This is a genomic window from Actinoplanes sp. NPDC051494 (genome assembly GCF_044454705.1).
GTDB lineage: Bacteria > Actinomycetota > Actinomycetes > Mycobacteriales > Micromonosporaceae > Actinoplanes.
In genome coordinates, this window is record NZ_JBITDZ010000009.1 from 334616 (window position 1) to 355896 (window position 21281).

General features: G+C 68.8%; 18 protein-coding genes and 1 tRNA gene. 12 read left to right on the plus strand and 7 right to left on the minus strand.

Going from position 1 to position 21281, the window contains the following annotated elements:
* Positions 1-73: 73 nt before the first annotated feature.
* From ACIA6A_RS29100 to ACIA6A_RS29110, 3 genes are read left to right on the plus strand one after another with little or no spacing between them, the layout of a single operon-like run.
* Positions 74-1921 carry a ricin-type beta-trefoil lectin domain protein gene (locus ACIA6A_RS29100; protein ID WP_396101077.1) on the plus strand — a complete coding sequence of 616 codons (1848 nt, stop codon included), beginning with the start codon at positions 74-76 and terminating at the stop codon, positions 1919-1921.
* Entirely contained in the window at positions 1918-3285 is a 1368-nt protein-coding gene (locus tag ACIA6A_RS29105; protein ID WP_396101078.1) for an RICIN domain-containing protein, read from the plus strand. Before ACIA6A_RS29100 ends, ACIA6A_RS29105 begins: the two co-directional genes overlap by 4 nt.
* 29 nt (positions 3286-3314) lie before the next feature.
* Complete coding sequence (locus ACIA6A_RS29110; RefSeq protein WP_396101079.1) at positions 3315-4289, plus strand: NAD(P)H-quinone oxidoreductase; 975 nt, start codon at positions 3315-3317, stop codon at positions 4287-4289.
* A 3-nt stretch (positions 4290-4292) separates the two neighbouring features.
* On the opposite strand, the gene ACIA6A_RS29115 is transcribed toward ACIA6A_RS29110, so the two are convergent.
* On the minus strand, positions 4293-4985 hold the full coding sequence (locus ACIA6A_RS29115) for a hypothetical protein (protein WP_396101080.1): 693 nt from the start codon (positions 4983-4985) through the stop codon (positions 4293-4295).
* A gap of 177 nt (positions 4986-5162) precedes the next feature.
* Here ACIA6A_RS29115 and ACIA6A_RS29120 point away from each other — a divergent pair, with 177 nt between their 5' ends.
* On the plus strand, positions 5163-5570 hold the full coding sequence (locus tag ACIA6A_RS29120; RefSeq protein ID WP_396101081.1) for an NADPH-dependent FMN reductase: 408 nt from the start codon (positions 5163-5165) through the stop codon (positions 5568-5570).
* Here the strand turns inward: ACIA6A_RS29120 and ACIA6A_RS29125 are convergent.
* On the minus strand, positions 5567-6625 hold the full coding sequence (locus ACIA6A_RS29125; protein WP_396101082.1) for an acyl-CoA dehydrogenase family protein: 1059 nt from the start codon (positions 6623-6625) through the stop codon (positions 5567-5569). The genes ACIA6A_RS29120 and ACIA6A_RS29125 overlap by 4 nt on opposite strands.
* A 55-nt stretch (positions 6626-6680) precedes the next feature.
* Here ACIA6A_RS29125 and ACIA6A_RS29130 point away from each other — a divergent pair, with 55 nt between their 5' ends.
* The 3 genes from ACIA6A_RS29130 (at position 6681) to ACIA6A_RS29140 (ending at position 9336) form a co-directional block, all read left to right on the plus strand.
* Positions 6681-7463, plus strand: a complete 783-nt coding sequence (locus tag ACIA6A_RS29130; RefSeq protein ID WP_396101083.1) for a TIGR02452 family protein — start codon at positions 6681-6683, stop codon at positions 7461-7463.
* A gap of 365 nt (positions 7464-7828) precedes the next feature.
* Entirely contained in the window at positions 7829-8602 is a 774-nt protein-coding gene (locus ACIA6A_RS29135; protein ID WP_396101084.1) for a C40 family peptidase, read from the plus strand.
* Between the two features lie 83 nt (positions 8603-8685).
* A complete protein-coding gene (locus tag ACIA6A_RS29140) occupies positions 8686-9336 on the plus strand; it encodes a GNAT family N-acetyltransferase (protein ID WP_396101085.1) in 651 nt (216 codons plus the stop codon).
* A gap of 55 nt (positions 9337-9391) precedes the next feature.
* Here ACIA6A_RS29140 and ACIA6A_RS29145 read toward each other — a convergent pair whose 3' ends face one another.
* A complete protein-coding gene (locus ACIA6A_RS29145; protein ID WP_396101086.1) occupies positions 9392-10594 on the minus strand; it encodes an ATP-binding protein in 1203 nt (400 codons plus the stop codon).
* Between the two features lie 419 nt (positions 10595-11013).
* On the opposite strand from ACIA6A_RS29145, the gene ACIA6A_RS29150 reads away from it, so the two are divergent.
* Complete coding sequence (locus ACIA6A_RS29150) at positions 11014-11544, plus strand: YbhB/YbcL family Raf kinase inhibitor-like protein (RefSeq protein WP_396101165.1); 531 nt, start codon at positions 11014-11016, stop codon at positions 11542-11544.
* A gap of 87 nt (positions 11545-11631) precedes the next feature.
* Here the strand turns inward: ACIA6A_RS29150 and ACIA6A_RS29155 are convergent, their stop codons facing one another.
* Positions 11632-12345, minus strand: a complete 714-nt coding sequence (locus ACIA6A_RS29155; RefSeq protein WP_396101088.1) for a class I SAM-dependent methyltransferase — start codon at positions 12343-12345, stop codon at positions 11632-11634.
* Positions 12346-12608: 263 nt separating this feature from the next.
* Here ACIA6A_RS29155 and ACIA6A_RS29160 point away from each other — a divergent pair, with 263 nt between their 5' ends.
* Complete coding sequence (locus ACIA6A_RS29160) at positions 12609-14585, plus strand: hypothetical protein (protein ID WP_396101089.1); 1977 nt, start codon at positions 12609-12611, stop codon at positions 14583-14585.
* A gap of 6 nt (positions 14586-14591) precedes the next feature.
* Here ACIA6A_RS29160 and ACIA6A_RS29165 read toward each other — a convergent pair whose 3' ends face one another.
* The gene (locus ACIA6A_RS29165; RefSeq protein ID WP_396101166.1) at positions 14592-15314 is read right to left on the minus strand and encodes an IucA/IucC family C-terminal-domain containing protein; all 723 of its coding nucleotides are present in this window, start codon (positions 15312-15314) and stop codon (positions 14592-14594) included.
* Between the two features lie 405 nt (positions 15315-15719).
* Between ACIA6A_RS29165 and ACIA6A_RS29170 the strand changes: the two genes are divergently transcribed.
* Entirely contained in the window at positions 15720-17258 is a 1539-nt protein-coding gene (locus ACIA6A_RS29170; protein WP_396101090.1) for a peptide deformylase, read from the plus strand.
* Here ACIA6A_RS29170 and ACIA6A_RS29175 read toward each other — a convergent pair.
* On the minus strand, positions 17255-18367 hold the full coding sequence (locus ACIA6A_RS29175; RefSeq protein ID WP_396101092.1) for a globin domain-containing protein: 1113 nt from the start codon (positions 18365-18367) through the stop codon (positions 17255-17257). The two genes, ACIA6A_RS29170 and ACIA6A_RS29175, sit on opposite strands and share 4 nt — an antisense overlap.
* A gap of 86 nt (positions 18368-18453) precedes the next feature.
* On the opposite strand from ACIA6A_RS29175, the gene ACIA6A_RS29180 reads away from it, so the two are divergent.
* A complete protein-coding gene (locus ACIA6A_RS29180) occupies positions 18454-19215 on the plus strand; it encodes a CPBP family intramembrane glutamic endopeptidase (protein WP_396101093.1) in 762 nt (253 codons plus the stop codon).
* On the opposite strand, the gene ACIA6A_RS29185 is transcribed toward ACIA6A_RS29180, so the two are convergent.
* Positions 19202-19984, minus strand: a complete 783-nt coding sequence (locus ACIA6A_RS29185) for a hypothetical protein (RefSeq protein WP_396101094.1) — start codon at positions 19982-19984, stop codon at positions 19202-19204. The two genes, ACIA6A_RS29180 and ACIA6A_RS29185, sit on opposite strands and share 14 nt — an antisense overlap.
* Positions 19985-21125: 1141 nt before the next feature.
* Here ACIA6A_RS29185 and ACIA6A_RS29190 point away from each other — a divergent pair.
* A tRNA-Ser gene (locus ACIA6A_RS29190) sits at positions 21126-21216 on the plus strand.
* The last annotated feature ends 65 nt before the right edge of the window (positions 21217-21281 follow it).

Consider the following 21281-nt stretch of genomic DNA (forward strand, 5'->3'; position numbering starts at 1 on the left):
CATAGATGGGCATGTTTATTGTTCAGCGCCTTATCAATTGCGGCCAGGCCCCCACCTGCGGCCAAGGAGTCCCATGCCCATCCCCGAAAGACGCACGAGAAGACGAGCGCGGACGGCGCTCATCGCGGCGACCGTCCTGGTCAGTGCCGGCGTCGCAGTCCCCGCTGCGTTCGCCGCGAACGAGCAAGTGCAGGTCTATCTCACCACCACCAGTGACGCCGGCGGGCGGACCGTCACCCGAGGGTTGCAGCAGCAGACCCCGGTCAGTTTCGCCGCGACCTCCGGCAGTGCCAACCAGACGATCACCGTCAACGAGGGAACCACGTATCAGCAGTTCGAGGGCGCCGGCGCCAGCTTCACCGACACCGCGGCGTGGCTGATCAACGGTAGTGGTGCCCTGAGCGCGGCCACCAAGAACGACGTGATGACCAAGCTTTTCAGCCCTACGGCCGGCATCGGGGTCAGCGCCGTACGCAATGTCATCGGATCATCGGACCTGGCGCGGTCGAGTTACTCGTACGACGGCACCTGCTGTGACCTCAACGATTTCACGCTGACCCGGGATGTCGACGTGCTCGCGCTGACGAAGCAGGCTCGGGGCCTGAATCCGAACCTGTCCCTGTTCGCGTCGCCGTGGTCGGCTCCTTCGTGGATGAAGGACAACAACGCGTACGACCAGGGGTACCTGAAGGCCGAGTACTACAAGGCGTACGCCCAGTATTTTGTGAAGTATCTGCAGGGCTACGAGGCTCAGGGCGTACACGTCAATTATGTGACCGAGCAGAACGAGCCTGGCTGCTGTGCCGGATACCCCTCCATGCAGTGGAGTGTCTCGGGGTTGCAGTCGTTCGCCAAGAACGACCTGTTGCCGGCGCTGCAGGCGGCCGGCCTGAGCACGAAACTGCTGGTGCACGACTGGAATTACAGCGATTACGACACGTGGGGTGCGCCCCTGGTCAACGACGCGGCGATCCGCAACCACCCGAATTACGGCGGCGTCGCTTGGCACGGTTACGGCGGCGATCCGAGCAAGGCTTCCTCGGTACGGGCGCAGTACCCGGCCATGAACCAGTATTTCACCGAGCACTCGGGCGGTGTCTGGGTCGGCAACCAGCATGCCGAGGACATGAACAACCTGATCGACTACACCCGGAACTGGGCCCGTTCGTGGACGAAGTGGAGTCTCGCGGTCGATCAGAACATGGGTCCGCACAACGGGGGCTGCGGAACCTGCACCGGCCTGGTCACCGTGCACAACGGGGACAGCCGTAGCGGTCAGGTCGATTACACCGTCGAGTACTACACGATGGGGCACCTGACGAAGTTCGTGAAGCCGGGTGCGGTGCGGATCGATTCGACGGCCAACAGCACCGTGAAGAACGTTGCGTGGAAGAACCCGGACGGCTCGAAGGCGCTGATCGCCTACAACACCAGTGGCAGCACGCAGACCGTCAAGGTGAACTGGGCCGGCCAGTCCTTTGTGTACAGCCTGCCGACGCGGACGTCGGCCACGTTCACGTGGTCGGGGAGCCAGGGCAGAGCCGGGGCTGTCAGCAGCAACCTCGGGACCTGCCTGGACGTGACCGACGGCTCGACCGTGAACGGCAATCTGCCGCAGACGTGGTCGTGCACGGCGGGCCCGAACCAGACGTGGACGCTCGGCGCGAACGGCACGGTCAGTGCGCTCGGGAAGTGCCTGGACGTGAAGGACAACGGCACCGCGGACGGCTCGGTCGTGCAGCTGTGGGACTGCTTCGGCGGCACCAATCAGCAATGGACCGCGACCGCCGGTCACGACCTCGTCAACGTCGCCTCCGGCAAGTGTCTCGACATCATCGGCAGCAGTTCCGCCAACGGCGCGAAGCTGCAGCTCTGGACCTGTACCGGTGCCGCCAACCAGAAATGGAACGTGCCCGCATGAAGCGTCTTCTCGCAGTCTCCGCAGCGACCCTCCTGATCGCGATGATCGGCGTCACCGGGGCCCAGGCCGCGACCACCGGTGCGATCACCGGGCTCGGCGGCAAGTGTCTCGACCTGACCGACGGGTCGACCACCAACGGCAATCTTCCGCAGATCTGGACCTGTGTCGCCGGTTCCGGCAATCAGACGTGGACGGTGGCGGACAACGGTTCCCTGCAGATCAAGGGGAAGTGTCTCGACGTCGCGAACAACGCGACCACCGATGGCGCGACCGTGCACACCTGGGATTGCTACGACACCGTGGCGACCCAGAAGTGGCAGGTCAGCAACGGCAGGATCGTCAACACCGCCTCCGGGAAATGCCTCGACGTCAAGGGCGGCGGTTCCGCGGACGGGACCAAACTGCAGATCTGGACGTGTACGGGCGCCGCGAACCAGGCCTGGACGACATCGGGCGGAACCACACCGCCGCCGAGCACGGGTGGCCCGGGCGCCAAAGCGGTAGCGCCGTACTACTACACGGGGTGGGGCAATCCGCCGAACCTCACCACCGTCAAGAACGCCACCGGGGTCACCTGGTACACGATGGCGTTCATGCTGAACAGCGGTTCCTGCGACCCGAAATGGGACGGCAGCCGCGCGCTGACCGGCGGGGCGGACCAGGCCGCGATCAACACGATCCGGGCGAACGGCGGTGACGTGGTGATCTCGTTCGGCGGGGCTGCCGGGCCGTGGCTCGAGCATTACTGCACGAGTGCCTCGGCGCTCGCGGCCGCCTATCAGAAGGTCATCAACGCGTACGGGCTCAAGGCAATCGACATCGACATCGAGGGCACGCCGTACAACACGCCGGCGGATCAGCAGAAGACCGTCGACGCGCTGAAGACGATCAAGGCGAACAACCCGGGCATCACCACGTACATCACGCTGGGCAGTTACACGACCGGGCCGGACGACTCGCTGATCAAGCGGGCGGCGGCCGCGGGTCTGCAGGTGGACGGCTGGGGCATCATGACGTTCGACTGGGGCAGCACCGGCACCAACCAGGGCGCGCTGACGATCCAGGCCGCGGACGGACTCAAGAACAAGCTCAAGTCGGCGTACGGGTACAGCGACGCCGACGCGTACAAGCATGTGGGCATCTCGTCGATGAACGGGATCACCGATGAGAACGCGGTGGTGACGTTGAACGACATGCGCACCATCACCTCGTACGCGCAGCAGCACGTGATCGCGCGGTTGACCTTCTGGTCCTTGAACCGGGACCGGCAGTGCTCGGGTGCCTACCCGAACGACGACACGTGCAGCGGGGTCGCCCAGTCCGCCTACGAATACACGAAGATCATCGGCGCTTACCGGGGTTGATGTCGTACCCCTGAGGCAAGCTGTTGGGTATGCGCGCGATCGTGATCGAGAAGCCCGGTGGCCCGGAGGCGTTGGTCTGGAACGAAGTTCCGGATCCCGTCCCGGGCCCCGGTGAGGTGGTTGTCCAGGTCACGGCCGCGGCGGTCAACCGCGCCGACGTCATGCAGCGGCAGGGCGCCTATCCGCCGCCGCCCGGCAGCCCGCCGTACCCGGGCCTGGAGTGCTCCGGCGTGATCACCGCGCTCGGCGACGGCGTGACCGGGCACAACGTCGGCGAACGGGTCTGCGCGCTGCTCTCCGGCGGGGGTTACGCCGAGCAGGTCGCGGTGCCGGCCGGCCAGCTGCTCCCGATCCCGCAGGGCCTGTCCGTGCAGGAGGCGGCCGCGCTGCCCGAGGTCGCGTGCACGGTGTGGTCCAACGTGGTCGACATCGCCCGGCTCCGGCAGGGCCGCACGCTGCTGGTCCACGGCGGTGGCGGGGGCATCGGCACGTTCGCGGTGCAGCTGGGCAAGGCGCTCGGGGCCACGGTGCTCGTCACCGCCCGCGAGCCGAAACACGAGCAGCTCAAGGCGCTCGGCGCCGACCTGGCCATCGACTACACCAGCACCGACTTCGTCGCCGCGGTCAAGGATTTCACCGACGGTCGTGGCGCCGACGTCATCCTCGACATCATCGCGGCCAAGTATCTCGACCGGAATCTCGAGGCGGTCGCCACCAACGGGCACATCGTCACCATCGGCATGCAGGGCGGCCGCAAGGCCGAGCTGGATTTCGGCGTCCTGATGGCCAAGCGCGCGTCCCTCTCGGCCACCACCCTGCGGGCCCGCCCGGCCGCTGAGAAGGCCCGCATCGTCAAGGGTGTCCACGACCAGGTCTGGCCGCTGGTCGGCGCCGGCACCATCCGCCCGATCATCGACCGGACGTTCCCGATGGCCGAGGCCGCCGAGGCGCACCGCCTGATGGAATCGAGCGACCACCTCGGCAAGATCCTGCTGCTGACCTGAGACCTAGGCGGGAACCAGGGCGATCCCGGAGAAGATCCGCAGCCGCCAGGTGCAGGCCGGCTCGGTGATGATCTCGAAGAAGCCGTGGCGCCCGCCGGCCAGCCCGTGCATGGTCACGGTGCCTTCCGGGCCGATGTGGCCGGCGGATTCGCCCATGTCGTCACCGTGCCAGACCACGAACAACGGACCCGACCCCATGCATCGGTACGTGACGATCGCCGTATACCGGGCCGTCGGGATCAGCAACGGGCGACCTTTCCAGTCACCGGACGCCGGCCCGTACGAGACGATCTCCTTGGACCGGGGCTGGACCACCTGGACGGCCCGGAGCCGGGCGGCGTTGCGGCGGGTCACGCTGCCCGGGAAGACGGCCTTCCACGTGCCGGTCGTCGAGGCCACGAACCGGCGCGCGAACGTCCCGGCGTCGTTGGCGGTCGTGAAGCCCCGGTAGGCGTACTCGTTCGCGGGTGTGCCGGTGGGGTGGAAGTAGAAGTCGATCCGCGCCCGGTTGCCGGTCGCGCCGACCCACACCCGGCCGCTCAGCGTGACCTCGGCGCCCTTCAGCACCGGCTGCGGCGTGGCCGCGACCACCATCTTCACGGTCAGCGGCGCGGCGTGCGCGGCCTGTCCGGGTGAGACAAGCGCGAGCCCCGCGGTGACCAGGGCGAGCAGGAACAGGGAGGGACGACGGCGCATTGACAAAGCGGCCTTTCGGGTTAATGCATGAGATATCGTCCGAATCCTCGCAGCTCAGCACCCCTGTCGGCCACCGTGGCGTGCGGATTCACTGTGTCCGGTTCGCCCGAAAAGGGAGATCATCCGGTCTGTCGGACAGCTTGGCCTCAACCTTGGTTCCGGTCCTAGCGTTCGGTCATGCAGAAACTGCGGACCGCCGTCATCGCGGGGAGCACCCGGGAGGGCCGCTTCGGGCCGACCATCGCCCGTTGGGCCGCCGCGCAGGTCGAACAGCATGCCGACCTGGAACCGGACGTCGTCGACGTGCTCGTGGAGTGGCGGGCCAAGCCGGTCGCCTTCGTCTCGTACGGGGGTCTGTCCGGCGGTCTACGTGCGGTCGAGCATCTGCGGCCGGTCTTCGCCGAACTGCACGCGATCACGATCCGTGACACCGTCAGCTTCCACGGTGGACGCGCCTGCTTCGACAAGGACGGCGAACCCCTCGGTCCGGAGTCCGCGGTCGCGGCGCGGGTGCTGATCGAGAGCCTCGCCTGGTGGGCGCACACCCTGCGGGACGCTCGCGAGACCCGGCCCTACCCGGTCTAGAGCCGGAACTTCTTGACCTCCTCGCCCAGCAGGTCCGCGCCGATGAGCTCGGTCACCTCGGCGGAGACCATCGCGTGCTGGGTGGCCGTGTGGACATCACGGAAGTGCCGCTGCAACGGGCTCGACTCGTAGACCGCGGTGCCACCGGCGGCGTGATAGAGCAGGTCCACGGCCCGCGCCGCGTTGCGGGCCGCCGTGCTGATGGCCAGGCGCAGGGTGGTCGAGCTGGGCGGGACACCGCCGGCTTCACTGAGCAGGTACGCCAACCCGGACGCGTGCAGGGCCGTGGCCTCGGCGACGGATACCCGTACGGATGACCGGCCCGCAGGTTTGGTCCGGGCCAGCTCGCCGAACTCCTCGATCGCGGCCCGGGCGATCCCCAGGGCCACCGCGCCGATCCCGAGGGCGAGCAGCGACAAGGGTGGGAACGTGTACAGCGGTCCCGGCTGGGTCGGCGGCTCGGCCAGGGAGAAGGCGCGCTCGGCGGGCACGAACACGTCGTCGGCCGAGAAGTCGTGGCTGCCGGTGCCCCGCAGCCCGGCGACGTGCCATGTGTCGTGGATGGTGAGCTGCCCGGCCTCCATCACGAACAGTCGTGGCCGGCCGTCGGCGATCGCGCCGCCGACCAGCCACGTCGCGTGCCGGCAGGCGCTGCCGAACGCCCAGCGGCCGGTCACCCGGAAGCCACCCTCGGCCGCGGTCGCCCGGCCGGCCGGCGCGGCGACGCCGGCGATCAGGAACGCGGGATCGTCCAGCATGGATCGCGCGGTCGCCGGCGGCAGGTGGCCCAGCGCCATCCCGGTCGCGCCGCCGATCATGGCGCACCAGCCGGTCGAGCCGTCCGCGTAACCGAGCTCCTCGAACACCCGCACCAGCGTGCCCGGATCCGCCTCCAGGCCACCGCAGTCCGCGGGCGCGGTCAGGCGGAAGACCCCGAGCGTGCGGAGCTGGTCGAGCAGCGGCTCGGGGACCGTACCGTCCTGCTCGATCCGGGGCGCGAGCGTCCGGATCGACGGCGTCAGGCGGCGGAGATCATCTAAAAGTGAGGTCGGCATGACGCTGAGTATTGCGGATGACGGGAGGCCGGCGGCTCGCCATCATGGACCCACCATGAACGAGAAACTCAAGGAGATGGCCCGCGAGACGGTGGAGATCGCCGGGCGGGGCTCCTACCGGACCGCGGACGGCGCCGAGGTCCGCGTCGACGTGGCCCCCGCGGTGGCCGCCACCCGGTTGTACCTGCCCGAGGATGCGGTCCCCGAGCCGGTCGCCACGCCCGGCACCCTGATCGAGGTCACCGGCGAGTCGACCCTCGCCGCGGCGCGCCGGCTCGGTGGCGACGTCGCCGCCCTGGTCTTCGCGTCCGCGCGCAACCCCGGCGGCGGGTTCCTCAACGGCGCCCGGGCCCAGGAGGAGAGCATCGCCCGCAGCTCCGGGCTGTACCCGTGCCAGCTGGCGGCCGGCGACTTCTACACCCACCACCGGACCCACCCCGAGCTCACGTACTCCGATCGGGTCATCTACTCCCCGGGGGTACCCGTGTTCCGGGACGATCACGGGGCGCTGCTCGGGGATCCGTACCCGGTCACGTTCCTGACCTCGGCCGCACCCAACCTCGGCGCGCTCCGGGGCAACCAGCCCGGCCTGGTCGCCCAGGTCCCGGCAGTGCTGCGCCGCCGGGCGCGGCGCGTCCTCGCGATCGCCGCCGCCCACGGGCACCGGCGGCTGGTTCTCGGGGCGTGGGGCTGCGGCGTCTTCGGCAACGATCCCACCCTGGTCGCGCAGACCTTCGCCGACGCGGTGCGCGACGGCCCGTTCGACCACGTCGTCTTCGCCGTGCTGGGCCCGAACCGCACCGAGTTCAGTGCTGTTTTCGCAGGTGGAGAGCGATAGCGTCGAGAACGCTCACCAGCCCTGCGGGAACGCTCCAGCCTCACGCAATTGGCTCTTGCCGATTAGCTTTCATCAATGTTCCCGGAGTAAACAACACGAACGAGCGACACCCGAATCGGCAGCGGCGGCGGGTTGATTTTGCCAATTCGCCGGTTCGTGGACGCAAATGTGTGTTCGCATGGTCGACGGAATTACCAATTGCCCGGGTTCCCATTGTCGCTGCTCAACGGGCGACAACAGCGTGGCTGGAGGTTCAGTCATGCTCGAATGGGATTCGCGTGAGTGCCCCGGGCCGATTTCGGAGGCTTTCGCTGTCCCGTCCGTCAACCGGCCGTGTCCTGGCCGCCGGCGCTCTCGCGCTGGCCGTGAGCACCTCGGCCCTCGAACCCATTGACCTTCCCGCGGAAGCGCACGGTTCTCCCGTATCGGCGGCCGCGGCCGCCACCGCCGTCTCACCCCTGCTGGACCTCCGGTCCCGCGAACGGGTGGCCTCCCGGTCCGCGGCCCGGCGGTCGGCCACCCGGCCTGCCGCGAGAGCGCTGCGAGCCGCCGAGAACGAAGTCCTGGCCGTACGGGCGGACGAGCTCGAACGGTTCGAAGCCGCCCGCCGAGCGGTGGCCGAGCGTGCGGCCGCCCGCCGGGCCGCTGTCGCCGCCGCGGCTCAGCGTGCGGCCGCTGCCCGCCGGGTCGCCGCCCGTCGCGCGGCGGCAAGCCGGGTGTTCGCCCGGCGCGCGGTCCCGGCGAAGCGGGCCGCGGTCCAGCGGCCGGCCACCCGCCGGGCCACCAGGGCCACCACCCGCCGGGCCCCGGCCGGGATGGCCGCGGTGCTGGCCTTCGCCCGTGCCCAGGTCGGCAAGAGCTACGCCAGCGGAGCCGACGGCCCGAACTCGTTCGACTGCTCAGGCTTCACGAAGCGCGCGTACGCCCAGGCCGGCCTGCAGCTCCCGCACTCCTCCGGCGCCCAGGCGGCCCGGGCCCGCATCGTCTCCCGCGCTGCCGCCCGCCCCGGTGACCTCGTGGTCGGCTCCGGCCACGTGGGCGTCTACATGGGCAACGGCATGATGATCGATGCCGGGAACAGCCGCACCGGAGTGGTCTACCGCCGTCTGTACAGGGGGCTGCACATCGAACGCTTCTGACGAACCCGTGCCGTCGCCAGGCGGGCCCGCCCGCCTGGCATAAACCGTTCGCCGCACCCGGGGCCGGACGACACAATCCAATTATGATCACCGATCACTGGCCGCAGTACGGGCTCCGCCTGCGCACCCCCAGACTCGAACTGCGCCTCCCCGACCTGAACGACCTCGCCCAGCTGGCCGACCTGGCGGTCGCCGGCGTCCACGACCCGGCGGTCATGCCGTTCGTCGTACCGTGGACCGACGGGACACCCCGGGAGCGGGCCGAGGGCACCCTGAAGTGGCACTGGAGCCTGGCGGCGAACTGGTCCCCGGCGAAGTGGTCCCTCGCTCTGGTGGCTGTCACGGCCGACGGCCAGGTCATCGGGACGCAGGAGATCAGCGGCCGGGACTTCGCCACCTCCCGGCAGGTGGAAACCGGATCCTGGCTGGGCCTGGCCCATCAGGGTCAAGGTTTCGGCACCGAGATGCGCGCGGCGGTCCTCGCCCTCGCGTTCACCGGCCTGGGCGCCGTCGAAGCGGCCACCGAGGCCTTCGACCACAACAAGGCCTCGTCGGGGGTGTCCCACAAGCTCGGCTACACCTTCAACGGCACCGACCGGCACGTGGTCCGCGGCGAGGTGGTGACGGGGCGCAGGATGCTGCTCACCCGGGAGAACTGGGCGGCGGCCCGCACCATCGAAACCGAGATCACCGGCTTGGCCCCCTGCCTCCCCGCCTTCGGCCTCACCGTCTGACGGCCGGCCCCTCTCGGTCACTCCTTTCGAGAGAACGAACGTTCTTTCCGGTGGGTCAGGGGTGGGGCAGGGTCAGGCGGACCGTCGTACCGGTCCCCGGCTCGCTCTCGAGATGGATGCTGCCGTGATGGGCGTCGAGGATCGAGCGGACGATGGCCAGCCCGAGCCCAGGGCCCGGAGCGGCCATCGTGTCCGCCGCGGCGCTCCGGAAGAAGCGATCGAAGACGTGCGGCAGCTCGTTCGCCGGGATTCCCACCCCGGTGTCGGTGATGAGGAGTTCCGGTTCCGCACCGGCCGTACTCGTCACCATGATCTCGCCGCCCGGGGCGGTGAACTTGATGGCGTTGACGATCAGATGGTTGAGCGCCTGCTGGAGCCGCTTCGCATCGCCGCGGGCCGGGACCGGGCAGGACGTCCGGTCCCGGAGCTTCACCTCCCGGTGCTCGGCCAGCGGGCGGCAGGACGCGGTGACCTGGTGCGCGAGTTCGGCCAGGTCCAGCTCGGCCAGCTCCAGCTCCATGCCGACATCGTTGAGGCGCGCCACGGTCAGCAGGTCGTCGATGAGGCGCAGCAGCCGATCCGAGTTCCGCTGCATCACGCCGAGGAAGCGCTGCGACGTCTCCGCATCGAATTCGTCCTCCAGCAGCATCTCCAGATAACCCCGGATCGATGACAACGGGGTACGCAGCTCGTGGCTCACGGTAGCCAGGAACGAGTCCTTCATCCGGTCGAGCTGCCGCAGCCGGTCCGCGATCTCGCCGGCGTGCCGGGCATAGCGTCGGAGTTCCAGCTGCACCGACGCGTGCCGGGCGAGGCTGCGCAGGGCCCGGCGCTGAGCCGCGGTCAGCTCTCGTGGCCGGTTGTCGATGACACAGACCGTGCCGACCGAGTGCGTACCGTCGAGAACAACCGGCGCGCCGGCGTAGAACCGGATGCTGGTGTCGCCGAGGACCATCGGGTTGTCGCTGAACCGGGGATCGATCGTGGCATCGCGAACCTCGAGGAGCTCGTGCCCGCGTACGGCATGCCCGCAGAACGAGATGTCCCGATGCGTCTCGTCGATGTCGATGCCGACCTTGGCCTTGAACCACTGCCGGTTCTCGTCGACGAGGCTGACCAGCCCCATCGGCGTACCGCAGATTTCCGAGGCCAGCAGAGCGATATCGTCGAAATCCTCTTCCGGCAGCGTGTCGAGCACCTGGGCATCGCGCAAAGCAGCCAGCCGGGCGGCTTCGTCGTCGGGCAGCGGCGCTTTCACGCCCCGATCGTCTCACCGGCTGCAGCCAAAAAAGCCGGTTTCGTCCCGCCCCGGATCGGCCGAACCCTCCTGGCCTCCGGCATCACCGGCCGGAACGAGGGGATGGGATCCGTCCGCGCCCCTCACGTGCCGGACGGCAATCGGCCCCCGTCCGGGTGGGGGCGGGGGCCGATTCGCTGGCCGGGGGCCACTTGTGTGGTCGACCGATCCCACCGGGCGCGGGGATCTCTGCCGCTCGCACCCGGTCGGATGTCTGACATGACTATCGGCCGGGGTCAGTGCCGGGCCGCGCACCACCTGTGCGTTTTCCGGCGAGATGTGGTCCGGGCGAAAGCTGTGGGACACCTCACGCGATTACTCTCGGCTCGCCGGGGCAGTCTGGGGACCGACCCCGAAAGTAGCTGGGAGGGCTGATGAGTGTGAGCCTGGAGCGGCCGGAAGCGCCGGATCCTTATGATCTTCTGCCGGCGGTGCCCGCTTTCGCGGTGACCAGCACGGATGTGACCGATGGGCAGCCGCTCGACGAGCTGTATGTGCACACCAGCGCGGGTGGCAAGAATCTTTCGCCGCAGCTGGCGTGGTCCGGCTTCCCGGCTGAGACGCGCGGGTTCGTGGTGACCTGTTTCGATCCTGATGCGCCGACCGGCAGCGGGTTCTGGCACTGGGTCGTGGTGAATCTGCCGGCTTCGGTGACCGAGCTTCCCCGGGGTGTCGATCCGCTGCCCGAGGGCGCGCTGTCGATCCGCACCGACTTCGGCTCGGACGGTTACGGCGGGGCCGCCCCGCCGCCCGGGGACCGGCCGCACCGGTATGTGTTCGCGGTGCACGCCATCGACGTGGACCGGCTGGAGGTGGACGGGGAGGCCACCCCGGCGTATGTCGGGTTCAATCTCGCGTTCCACACGCTGGCCCGCGCGGTGATCCGCCCGACGTATCAGGTCAAGGCCTGACCGGCACGACCCTGACCGGCACGACGAAGCCCGCCGGGTGGACCGGCGGGCTCAGGCGTGGAGCGGTGTCCCGTTGCTGGGTGCTGGTCAGCCGGGGACCTTCGCGACGACGAAGACCGACTGGCCGAACGGGGGCTTCACGAGGCTCTCGGCGGCCTTGGTGACCGGGAGGACCACGTTGTCGTAGATCTTCACCATCGGGCCCTCTTTCGGGGCCAGCTTGAAGATGCTGGTCGCGCCGTAGTAGCCGATGAGGCCCAGGGCGTTCGCGTAGTGCAGCTTCTCGATGGTGAGGCCGGCCTCGGTCATCGCCGCGCGCATCGTCTTCTTGGTGTACCGCCGGATGTGGCCGGTGGCGATGTCGACGTGGCTCATGGCGAACATGAAGGCCGGGACGATCAGGATGATGCGGCCGCCGGGGCGGACCAGCTCAGCCATGCTGCGCAGGGCGCCGACGTGGTCCTCGATGTGCTCGAGGACGTTGTAGGACACGACCGCGCTGAACTCGCCGGCCGCGTCGGGCGACGGGAGCAGCATCTGGCGCACGTCGATCGTCGGGTGGTCGGCCAGGCGCTCCTTGAGGAGCACGAGGCGGTCCGGGTCCGCTTCGGTCGCGGTGAAGTGCGGCACGTGCTCGGCCCAGGCCAGCGCGTAGTCGCCGAGGCCGCTACCGACCTCGATGGGGTTGTCCCCCAGGTAGGGGAGGGCCAGCTCGACGAACCACTGACGGTGGTTCACAGCCGTGGCGAGGCCCTCGAGCACTTCGGACTGGACCCTCTGGTCGCCAGTGATGTCTGCCATAAGTTGGTTCCCTCGTCTTGCCGATCCGAGCTGACAGCGGGACCGGACGAGTTAACCATCCGGCGCGCGCAACCGAAAGTTGAGCGGGGGCTGACCGCTCTTTTTTTGCCTGATCGATACATTCCCCCGGCCGCGCCCCGCCGTGATACCCATCATGCACGATGCGCGTCAAGTGCCGGTAAAAGCGGTTAGATATCGGCTCCATCACGCCTCGGCTGCCCGTCACGGCTCTGTTACCTGCCTCGGTTAGGCTCGCCGTTGCTATGACGATTACGGGTATTGACTCGACAGGCCAGACGGCGGGCGGGAACGTTCTGCCACCGGATCGTGCGGCCTCCGCCGAAGACCTGGACGCCGAGCTGCTGGCTTGGGAAAGCGATGTCGCGGACGCGCCGATCGCTGTCATGCCAGTCGATACGACAACGGCGGGTCCCGCTTCCGGGCCGGCGCCCGGCCGGGGGTCGCGCCGCAGGTGGTGGCGGTCTCTCACCTGGCGAGACGTGCTCGCTATCAGCACCTACATCGCGGTATCGCTGTTCGTCACGGGGCCGTTGTGGCTCAATCTTGATCATGAGTTGACGAACAATCCGCCTGATCAGGCATTCTTCGAGTGGATGTTGGCGCACGGTGCGCGCGTCGTTACGGATGGCGTTTATCCGTTCTTTTCCGACCGGATGAATTACCCCGATGGGGTGAACATGATGGCCAACACCTCGGTGTTGGCCGTTTCGTTGCCGATGACGCCCGTCACTGTCCTGTTCGGTCCGCACGTGTCGTTCAACGCCTTTATTACGCTGGGCCTGGCCGCCACCGGCATCTCGTGGTACCTGGTGCTGTCCCGCAGGTTCGTCACCTCGCGGCTGGCCGCCTGGGTCGGAGCGCTGTTCGCCACGTTCGCGCCGAGCATGATCGCCCACGCCGGCGGCCACCCGAACATCGTCTCCCAGTTCCTGGTGCCCCTGATCATCTGGCGCACGCTGGAGCTGCGCCGCCCCGGCCGGGCGGTGCGCAACGGTCTGGTCCTGGCCGGTCTGCTGGTGTGGCAGGCGTTCATCAACCTCGAGATCCTGTTCATGACCGCGGTCGCGCTCGGGCTGTTCTGCGTGGTCATGGCGGTCGCCCGGCGACGTGAGCGCGCCGAGTTGTTCGCGTTCCTGCGGGCGCTCGGTGTCGCGGCGGGGGCCACGCTGATCGCCCTGGCCTATCCGCTCGGCGTGCAGTTCTTCGGGCCGCAGGCTTACCACGGGCTCCCCGACGGGGTCCGGGGCTTCGGGGCCGATCTGGGCTCCTTCACCGCGTACGCCCAGAGCTCTATCGCCGGCAACAGTCTGACCGCGGGCCGCCTCGCCCAGAATGCGGCCGAGCAGAACGCGTTCTTCGGTTGGGGCCTGGTCATTCTGTTCGCCGGTCTCGTGGTCTGGATGTGGCGCAGCGTCGCCGTCATGACGGTGGCCGGCATCGCGGTGTTCTTCGGGGCGTTGTCGCTCGGCCCGGTCATCCGGGTCAACGGTGTCGATACCGACGTCGCGGGCATCTGGTCGGCGCTGCACAGCGTGCCGGTGCTCAACTCGGTCGTGCCGACCCGGTGGGCGCTGGCGATCGCGCCGATGGTCGCGATCGTGCTGGCGCTCGGCTGCCAGAAGGCGGCGGAGCTGATGGACGCGCAGCCGGCGGCGCGCGGGCCGGTCCGGGTCGCGATGATCACCGCGGTGGCGATGGCGCTGGTCCCGCTCGCACCGACGCCGCTGCCGACCACGCCGATGGAGCCGGTGCCGGAGTTCGTCACCGCGGGCACCTGGAAGCAGTACGTGGACGACGACCACACCATGGTGACGTTGCCGCTGCCGGACGCCGGTTACCCGGATCCGATGCGCTGGAGTGCGTACACCGGTCAGGATCTGCGGATCGCCAGCGCGTACGCGTTGCTGCCGAACAAGAATCCGCTGGACCCCGCCGATCGGTACGCGGTCTTCGCGCCGCCGTGGCGGCCGACCAGCGGGCTGATGGCGTCGATCAAGATGGGGAACCCGACGCCGGAGATCACCGACACCCGGCGGGAGATGACGCTGGCGGATCTGCGCTACTGGAAGGCCGGCGTCGTGGTGCTGACGCCGCAGGTGCGTGACATCGAGATGCTGCGGGCGATGACGGACCTGCTCGGTTTCCAGCCCACCTGGACCGGCGGCGCGTGGATCTGGGACGTGGGCGGGATCGTCGACGACCCGAAGGCCGTACTTTAAAGCGCTCTAGCCCTGCTTGATGCAGCAGCCCATGCAGACCTTGGGCTTGGGCAGCGTGAACGCGAGGCAGCAGGTCTTGCGCTGTACGTCGAGCTTGCCGTTGCGGCCCGGCACGAGCTCGATCAGGTCGTCGACGCCGAGCGCGGTCAGCAGGGTGGCGATGCTCTCGGCGGACGAGCCGGGCAGGACGTCGGCCGAGCGGATCACCGCGTAGGCGACGCCGGAGGCCAGCGAGCCGAGCAGGGTGCGCTTGCCGAGCCGGACCCGGCTGTGGATGGCGTCCAGCATCGGGGTGAGGTGCTCGTCGAGCAGGGAACGGCGCAGCTCCTCGAGCAGCGCGGCCTCGTCGGTGACGACCCGGACCTGCTTCAGGCCGCGCAGCGCCAGCGGGTCCTCCGGGAGTACCGCGACCGTGATGTCGTCGCGCATGCCCAGGGTGACCAGCGGGCGGGGGTCGTCGAAGTGCATCAGCGTGTCGGTGCCGGTCAGCAGCGGGACCCGGCGGGCCGAGGCCCAGCCCAGCACCGCCGGCAGCGTCAGCCAGTAGGTGTAGGCCTTCCACGCCATGGCGGCGGCCGCGTGCGGCTGGGCCTGCCAGCGCCGGCCGGAGGATGCGAGCAGCGTGTCGAGGGCGTCCCCGGCCAGCGCGGCGGTCGGCGTCCACCCTGTGGTATCCGTCACCAGAAGATCCGGGGCGAGGCCGGGGAGCTCGGTCGAGGTGCCGAACATCGCGCGCAGCGTCGCGTTCACCGGCGCGAGGGGATGCTCGGCATACGCTGAGTGATCGGTCAGTGCCCGATCGAGGGTGGTGGTCACCGGCGCACGCCAGTCCGGCAAGCGCAGTCTCGCTGCTTCTTCACCGATTCCCACCTCGCCGGTCGATGCCTGGGGCCGCTAGTTGTTCATGGTGACCCACCGTGCACTGCTAAGGCTAGCCTAACCATGCCCCACAACTGAGGGTTTCCCGGCCCCAGAGAGGTATTTCTTGAACAAATACCCCATGCAAGGGTGACCTAACAGAACGTTGTGGTCTTGTTCGCTACGTCAAGGGATCTGTCGGCAACGCGCTACAAGCCCCATGCGGCCCCGGGAAGACGTGACACTGAGGTTCCTGTCGCAAAGGGGACATCCGTGATGACCACCTCGCCCGTCGAGAGGGCCGCCGACCAGTTCGTGACGGCGCTTGCGCAGTGGCGGGCCGAGCGCGGGATGACGAAGAAGCAACTCGCCGCCCGCATGGGCTTCGACCCTTCCTACGTCAGCCATGTCGAGGGACGCCGGCACAAGCCCACCGAGGACTTCGCCCGGCGTGCGGAAGCGGTCCTGGCCGCCGGCGGCGTCATCTGGCAACGCTTCCAGGAGTACGACGAACTGCGCCACGCCCGTGGTCCCGTCCTGCACCGTGACCCGCCGGTACCGGTCCAGTGGATGCCACCCGGCACCGGGCTCATCGTCGAGCAGGAGATCGCCGAACTCACGTACACGCGCGGGGCCTACCGGTGCCGGATCCGGCGCGCCCTCTACAACGCCGGCGTCGAACCGGTCACCCGCTACCTCGTCAAGATCGCCGTGGACCGGTTCCCGCACGACCCGGCCGGCTCCAACCGCCACCACCGGCGCTACCCGCTCAGTTTCGAGGAGATGGACCTGCGCGCGGTCGCCGGTGAGGGCGACGCCGCCGAGCCCATGCAGTGGCGGCTCAAACTCGACCGCGACGCCTCCAAGGAAGTCTGGCTGCTGTTCGCGAACGACCACGGCCAGTTCCCGCTGTACCCGGGCGAGCGGACCACGATCGACTACGCGTACACGGTCGGCGAGGAGAAATGGGGCCAGTGGTTCCAGCGGGCCGTGCGCCTGCCCACCCGCAACCTCACCGTGCGCCTCGACTTCCCGGTCGAATTCGAGCCGCAGGTGTGGGGCGTCGAGACGTCGCTCGCGGCCGAGGTCCCGGTCCGTACCCCGCTGGAAAGGCACAACGACGACCAGCGCGCGGTCTTCGAATGGTCGACCGACGCGCCCCTGCTCAACGCCCGCTACCGCCTCGAATGGCGGTTCCGCGGACAGGGTGCCCCCGCCAACGGAGATGAGGGAGCCAGAACCGAGCTCAACGGACACGAGCTGAGAGCGAGTCAGCGGATGCGCGGAATCGGCATCGTGCAGCGCGGCGCGGATCTGCTGCGCCAGCGCGCGCGTCATTTCCAGTTGCCCCGCGAGGAGAACGAGGCCCGCGACGCGGTCTCCGTTCTGCGCGACACCCTGGACCGGCTGGAGGCTCTGCACGACTTCAGCAAAGGCGTGGGTCTGGCCGCACCCCAGATCGGCCTCGGCGTGGCCGCCGCGATGGTCCGCCCGCCCGAACGCGGCGCCGATCCCATCGTGCTGCTGAACCCGCGGATCGTCGACGAATCCAGCGAGACCGACGAACAGTACGAAGGGTGCCTCTCGTTCTTCGACTACCGCGGGCTGGTCGTCCGGCCATTACGGGTCGACGTGGAACACGCCCGCTACGACGGCACCCGCATGATCACGTCGTTCGAGCTGGCGATGGCCCGGCTGGTCAGCCACGAGATCGACCACCTCGACGGGCGCCTGTATGTCGACCGGATGGCGGCCGACGCCACGCTCGTACCGATCGAGGAATACGGGCAGACCGGCCGGCCCTGGCGCTATTAGGTGCCGGAGAAGCTGTCGTACTTGATGCGGATCGACGGCACCTGCAGCTCCGCCAGCGTCTTCAACGTCGCTTTCACCATGGTGCCCGAACCCGAAACGAAAAAATCGTGCTCGTTCCACGGGCCGTACCGCGCGACGACGTCCGAGATGTTGCCCTGCTCCCCGGAGAACGTCGGATCGTCACTGCACGCGGTCACCACCGACAACCACGGATAACGGGCCGCCAGGCGATTCAGGTCGGCCAGGTCGTACAGGTCGTCGCGGTTCCTGGCGCCGAAGAACACATGCACCCATCTCGTACGGTTGTAGCGCGTCAATTCCTCCAGCAGCGACTTGATCGGGGCCAATCCGGTGCCGCCGGCCACGAAGACCGCGTCCCGGGTCGAACGGCGATCCAGGTTCATCACCCCCATCGGCGCCGCCAGCCGGATCATGTCCCCGACCTCCAGCCGGCGGACCAGCGCACTGGACACCCAGCCGGCCCCGATCGCCCGCACGTGGAACTCCAGCGAATGGTCGCGGCGCGGTGCGTTCGCCGGCGAGTACGTCCGCCACAACCGCGGCTGGAATTTCGGGCACTCGACACTGAGATACTGCCCGGCCCGGTATTCGAGCGGCTGCATCGGGATGACGGTGAACACCGCTATGTCGTGCCCTCGGCGCTCATGGGACACGACTTCCGCGTACCAATAGGGGGGATTGGTGTCGGCTTCCGCACCGGCCATCATCTTCGCGGCGATGACCGCGTACGCGTCGGCCCACGCCTGGTCGTACTCGACACCCCACTGCTCGCCGGCGAACTGCCGCATCGCCTCGATCAGCGCCCCGCCGACCACCTCGTAATGCTGCGGTTCCACGTGGAACTTGCGATGGTCGCGGCCCAGTGCCCGCAGATAGCTGTCGAACCGCTCCGGATCCTCCAGCGTCTGCACCGCGGTGATGATCGCCCCCAGCAGCCGCGACCGCTGCACATCCATATGAACCGGAAAAAGGTCCCGCAGATCGGGGTACGACAGGAAGACGCGCGCGTAGAAATAGCCGGCGACCTTGTCCTGGTGCTCCTCGACGAGGCTCCAACTCTCCTTGAGCAAGCGTGCCAGGTCTCCCATGCCCCCAGCGTGGAGAGAGGGAAAGGATACGCATCGCACGTAAAGTGCGACGTTGCATGACCCGCTGGTCCTTCTACAGTTGTCGCGTGACGGCGACCCTGGAACGGCCCCCGGCGACGCGAAGCCAGCTGCGCTGGGAGATCGCGATCGTGCTCCTGCTCTCGCTCGGCAGCTCCGCCGTGTACGCGGTCGTGTCGCTCATCGCGAAGCTGACCGCCGGCAAACCACTGTCACAACAGACCGCCACACTGAACGCGTCACAGTCCGCCCGGCCGTACCTCGATCTCACGTACCAGCTGCTCGGGATCTTCTTCGCCCTTGTGCCCGTCATGCTGGCGCTCTATCTGCTCAACCGGGAACGCCCCGCGCTCGGCATCGACTTGCGCCGGCCGGCCCCCGACGCGGGCTGGGGCACCCTGCTGGCCGCGGCCATCGGCCTTCCCGGCCTGCTGCTGGTGTACGTGGCGGCCACGCTCGGCCTCAACGCCCAGATCGTGCCCGCCGCGCTGAACCCGGTCTGGTGGGCGGTGCCGGTGCTCATCCTGTCGGCGGTGCAGAACGCGATCCTCGAGGAAGTGATCGTGGTCGGCTACCTCATGACCCGTCTGCGAACCCTCGGCTGGCGCCTCTGGTGGATCGTCGCGGCGAGCGCCGTCCTCCGCGGCTCCTACCACCTGTACCAGGGCTTCGGAGCCTTCGTGGGCAACGCCGTGATGGGCGTGGTGTTCGCCCTCTTCTTCCTCCGCAAGGGCCGGGTGATGCCGCTGATCGTCGCGCACGCCCTGCTCGACATCTGCGCGTTCGTCGGTTACACCCTGCTGCCGGACAGCTGGCTCAACTGGCTCTGACGCGATAGTAAAGAGTCGCCCGTGCGGCACTGGTCCGAGCCGCGGCCCGGCTGCTCAACGTGGCGGCCAGCAGACTCGTGCCCGGGAAGAACCGGTTCACCACCCGCAGCGCGGCCCACACCCCGGCCTGCGACGTGATCATCCGCCCGAGCCGCCAAGCCGCATCGGTCAACCCGGTGCTCTCGTACGAGAACTCCTTCGCGGCAGTCAGTGCGGCGACGGCATCCTCCCGGCTCGGATGCACCCGGCTCAGCACCAGAAGATCGACCGCCCGGGCCTCATCGGCCGGATCCAGCCCGTAAGCGGCGGCAACATGGAGTGAAAGCTCGGCGTGCGTGAGAGCGGAAGCCCCGACCAACGCGACCGGCGCATACGACCCGGCCACCGCGGCAAAGACCCCACTGACACTGCCGAACCGCGTGAACTGCCGAACCGCCAGCCGTGCAACCGCATCTGAGGTGGCGGCCGGATAGGCCTCCCGAACCTGCTGAGCCCACACCGAGGCCCGAGGCCCGAGCGTCTGCACCGCGGCCAGGGCCAGCAGCTCCGGTGAATGCCCAGGATCGGCAAGCAACCGAGCCCAGGACCCCTCGACCTCAGTCGGCGAGTTCCCAGCCTGCGTAACGCCGCCCGCTGGCGAGGCCCCGGACCGAGCAGCCGAGATCGCTTCCGTAGCCGCAACAGCCTGAGCCGCCGCAACCACGTCCTCCGCCTGCTGGGCGTCCGGGCGTTCCGCAGCCTGCGTTGCCGGGTCGTCCGCCTGCTGCATGGCTGGTTTGCCTGCCTGCGGGGCGACTGGGTCCGCTGCTGGCTGCGTGGCCGCAACGTCCGGTGCCGAGGCGGGTGATGCGGCGGTAGCCGGTGCCGCAGTCGACGGCTTGGCGGCCTTTCCCTGCTCGACCGCCGCGGCCTTTTCCTGCTCGACCGCCGCGGTTGGTGCCGGTGTGACTGCCGCCGGTGATGTGACCGGGTCTGTCGCCGCGGCTGGCTGAGTCGCGGTCGCCGGCTTCGCCGAGGGTGCGGTGGCCGATGTCGGCTGCGTGGCCTGAGCCGGAGCGGATCCCGCTTCCACGCTCGCCGAGGAAACGCCCACGGCACCTGCGCGACCTTGCCTGGAAGCGCGCCTGGCCGACGCAGCCTTCTTCAGCGGCCCGGCCCCCTTCCCCGTGGGGCTGGTCCCTGCGAGGCGGGCTTCCGTAGGCCCAGCCGTCGCCGGCTCGCCCTCGGCAGGCGCAGCCTTTGCCGGGCTGCCCTCGGTGGGGCCGGCTTTCGCGGGCACAGTTGGCCCGGCCGTCGCGGTTGTGGTCACCGACGGCGCGGCTTCGGCGGGCGTCGGCACGGGCTTTGCGGGCCTGTTCCTGGCCCGGGTGGCTTTCTTCGCGGGTTGATCCTTGCGGGGAGTGGGATTCGTCACGCTGTTTTCCGGCTCGTTCTGGGAGGCGGCCGGCGAGGCCTCGGAAGTGGGAGCCGGGGTTCGTTCCACTGGATCAGCCGCTGCCGTGGCCTTCTCGACCGGCGTCTCCTCAGCCGTGGCGCCCGCTTCGCTCGGGGCTGGAGCCCGGCCTGAGGCACGCTTGCGAGGGCGCGGAGTGCTGGCGGGTGGGGGCGCGGCGGGTGCTCCGGGCGTACCGGAAGGGGTTGCTTGATCTTCCGTTGGTGGGCGGAAGGTGACAGCCGGCGCGGACCGGGCCGGGGTCTCGGTGGATTCCGGCTGCTCAGGAGTGCTGAACGAGGGCCGCGGCGCGCGCGGCCGACGCGGCGTCGGCGGGTTCTCCTCCATGCCGAGCGAGCCTAGCCCCAAAGTTTGAATTTCACCTGTTGGCGGGCGCGGCGCGCGAGGGGTGTACCAGTTTGAACGTGAGCCATCCGGTCCGGTATCCTCGACGATCGGTGGCCTTGCAGCTGCTGGAGGAGACTTCGCCTAGTCTGGTCTATGGCGCCGCACTGCTAATGCGGTTGGGGTTTTATAGCCCCTCCCGGGTTCGAATCCCGGAGTCTCCGCTCGTGTTCATGAACCGGCCGTGATCTGCGAAAGTGCAGCTCGCGGCCTTTTTCATGCGGTGCTC

What these genes read in the sequence shown, in the direction of transcription:
- ACIA6A_RS29100 (WP_396101077.1), top strand. Translation starts at nt 74, where the DNA reads ATGCCCATCCCCGAAAGACGCACGAGAAGACGAGCGCGGACGGCGCTC.
- ACIA6A_RS29105 (WP_396101078.1), top strand. Translation starts at nt 1,918, where the DNA reads ATGAAGCGTCTTCTCGCAGTCTCCGCAGCGACCCTCCTGATCGCGATG.
- ACIA6A_RS29110 (WP_396101079.1), top strand. Translation starts at nt 3,315, where the DNA reads ATGCGCGCGATCGTGATCGAGAAGCCCGGTGGCCCGGAGGCGTTGGTC.
- ACIA6A_RS29115 (WP_396101080.1), bottom strand. Translation starts at nt 4,985, where the DNA reads ATGCGCCGTCGTCCCTCCCTGTTCCTGCTCGCCCTGGTCACCGCGGGG.
- ACIA6A_RS29120 (WP_396101081.1), top strand. Translation starts at nt 5,163, where the DNA reads ATGCAGAAACTGCGGACCGCCGTCATCGCGGGGAGCACCCGGGAGGGC.
- ACIA6A_RS29125 (WP_396101082.1), bottom strand. Translation starts at nt 6,625, where the DNA reads ATGCCGACCTCACTTTTAGATGATCTCCGCCGCCTGACGCCGTCGATC.
- ACIA6A_RS29130 (WP_396101083.1), top strand. Translation starts at nt 6,681, where the DNA reads ATGAACGAGAAACTCAAGGAGATGGCCCGCGAGACGGTGGAGATCGCC.
- ACIA6A_RS29140 (WP_396101085.1), top strand. Translation starts at nt 8,686, where the DNA reads ATGATCACCGATCACTGGCCGCAGTACGGGCTCCGCCTGCGCACCCCC.
- ACIA6A_RS29155 (WP_396101088.1), bottom strand. Translation starts at nt 12,345, where the DNA reads ATGGCAGACATCACTGGCGACCAGAGGGTCCAGTCCGAAGTGCTCGAG.
- ACIA6A_RS29160 (WP_396101089.1), top strand. Translation starts at nt 12,609, where the DNA reads ATGACGATTACGGGTATTGACTCGACAGGCCAGACGGCGGGCGGGAAC.
- ACIA6A_RS29165 (WP_396101166.1), bottom strand. Translation starts at nt 15,314, where the DNA reads ATGTTCGGCACCTCGACCGAGCTCCCCGGCCTCGCCCCGGATCTTCTG.
- ACIA6A_RS29170 (WP_396101090.1), top strand. Translation starts at nt 15,720, where the DNA reads ATGACCACCTCGCCCGTCGAGAGGGCCGCCGACCAGTTCGTGACGGCG.
- ACIA6A_RS29175 (WP_396101092.1), bottom strand. Translation starts at nt 18,367, where the DNA reads ATGGGAGACCTGGCACGCTTGCTCAAGGAGAGTTGGAGCCTCGTCGAG.
- ACIA6A_RS29185 (WP_396101094.1), bottom strand. Translation starts at nt 19,984, where the DNA reads ATGCAGCAGGCGGACGACCCGGCAACGCAGGCTGCGGAACGCCCGGAC.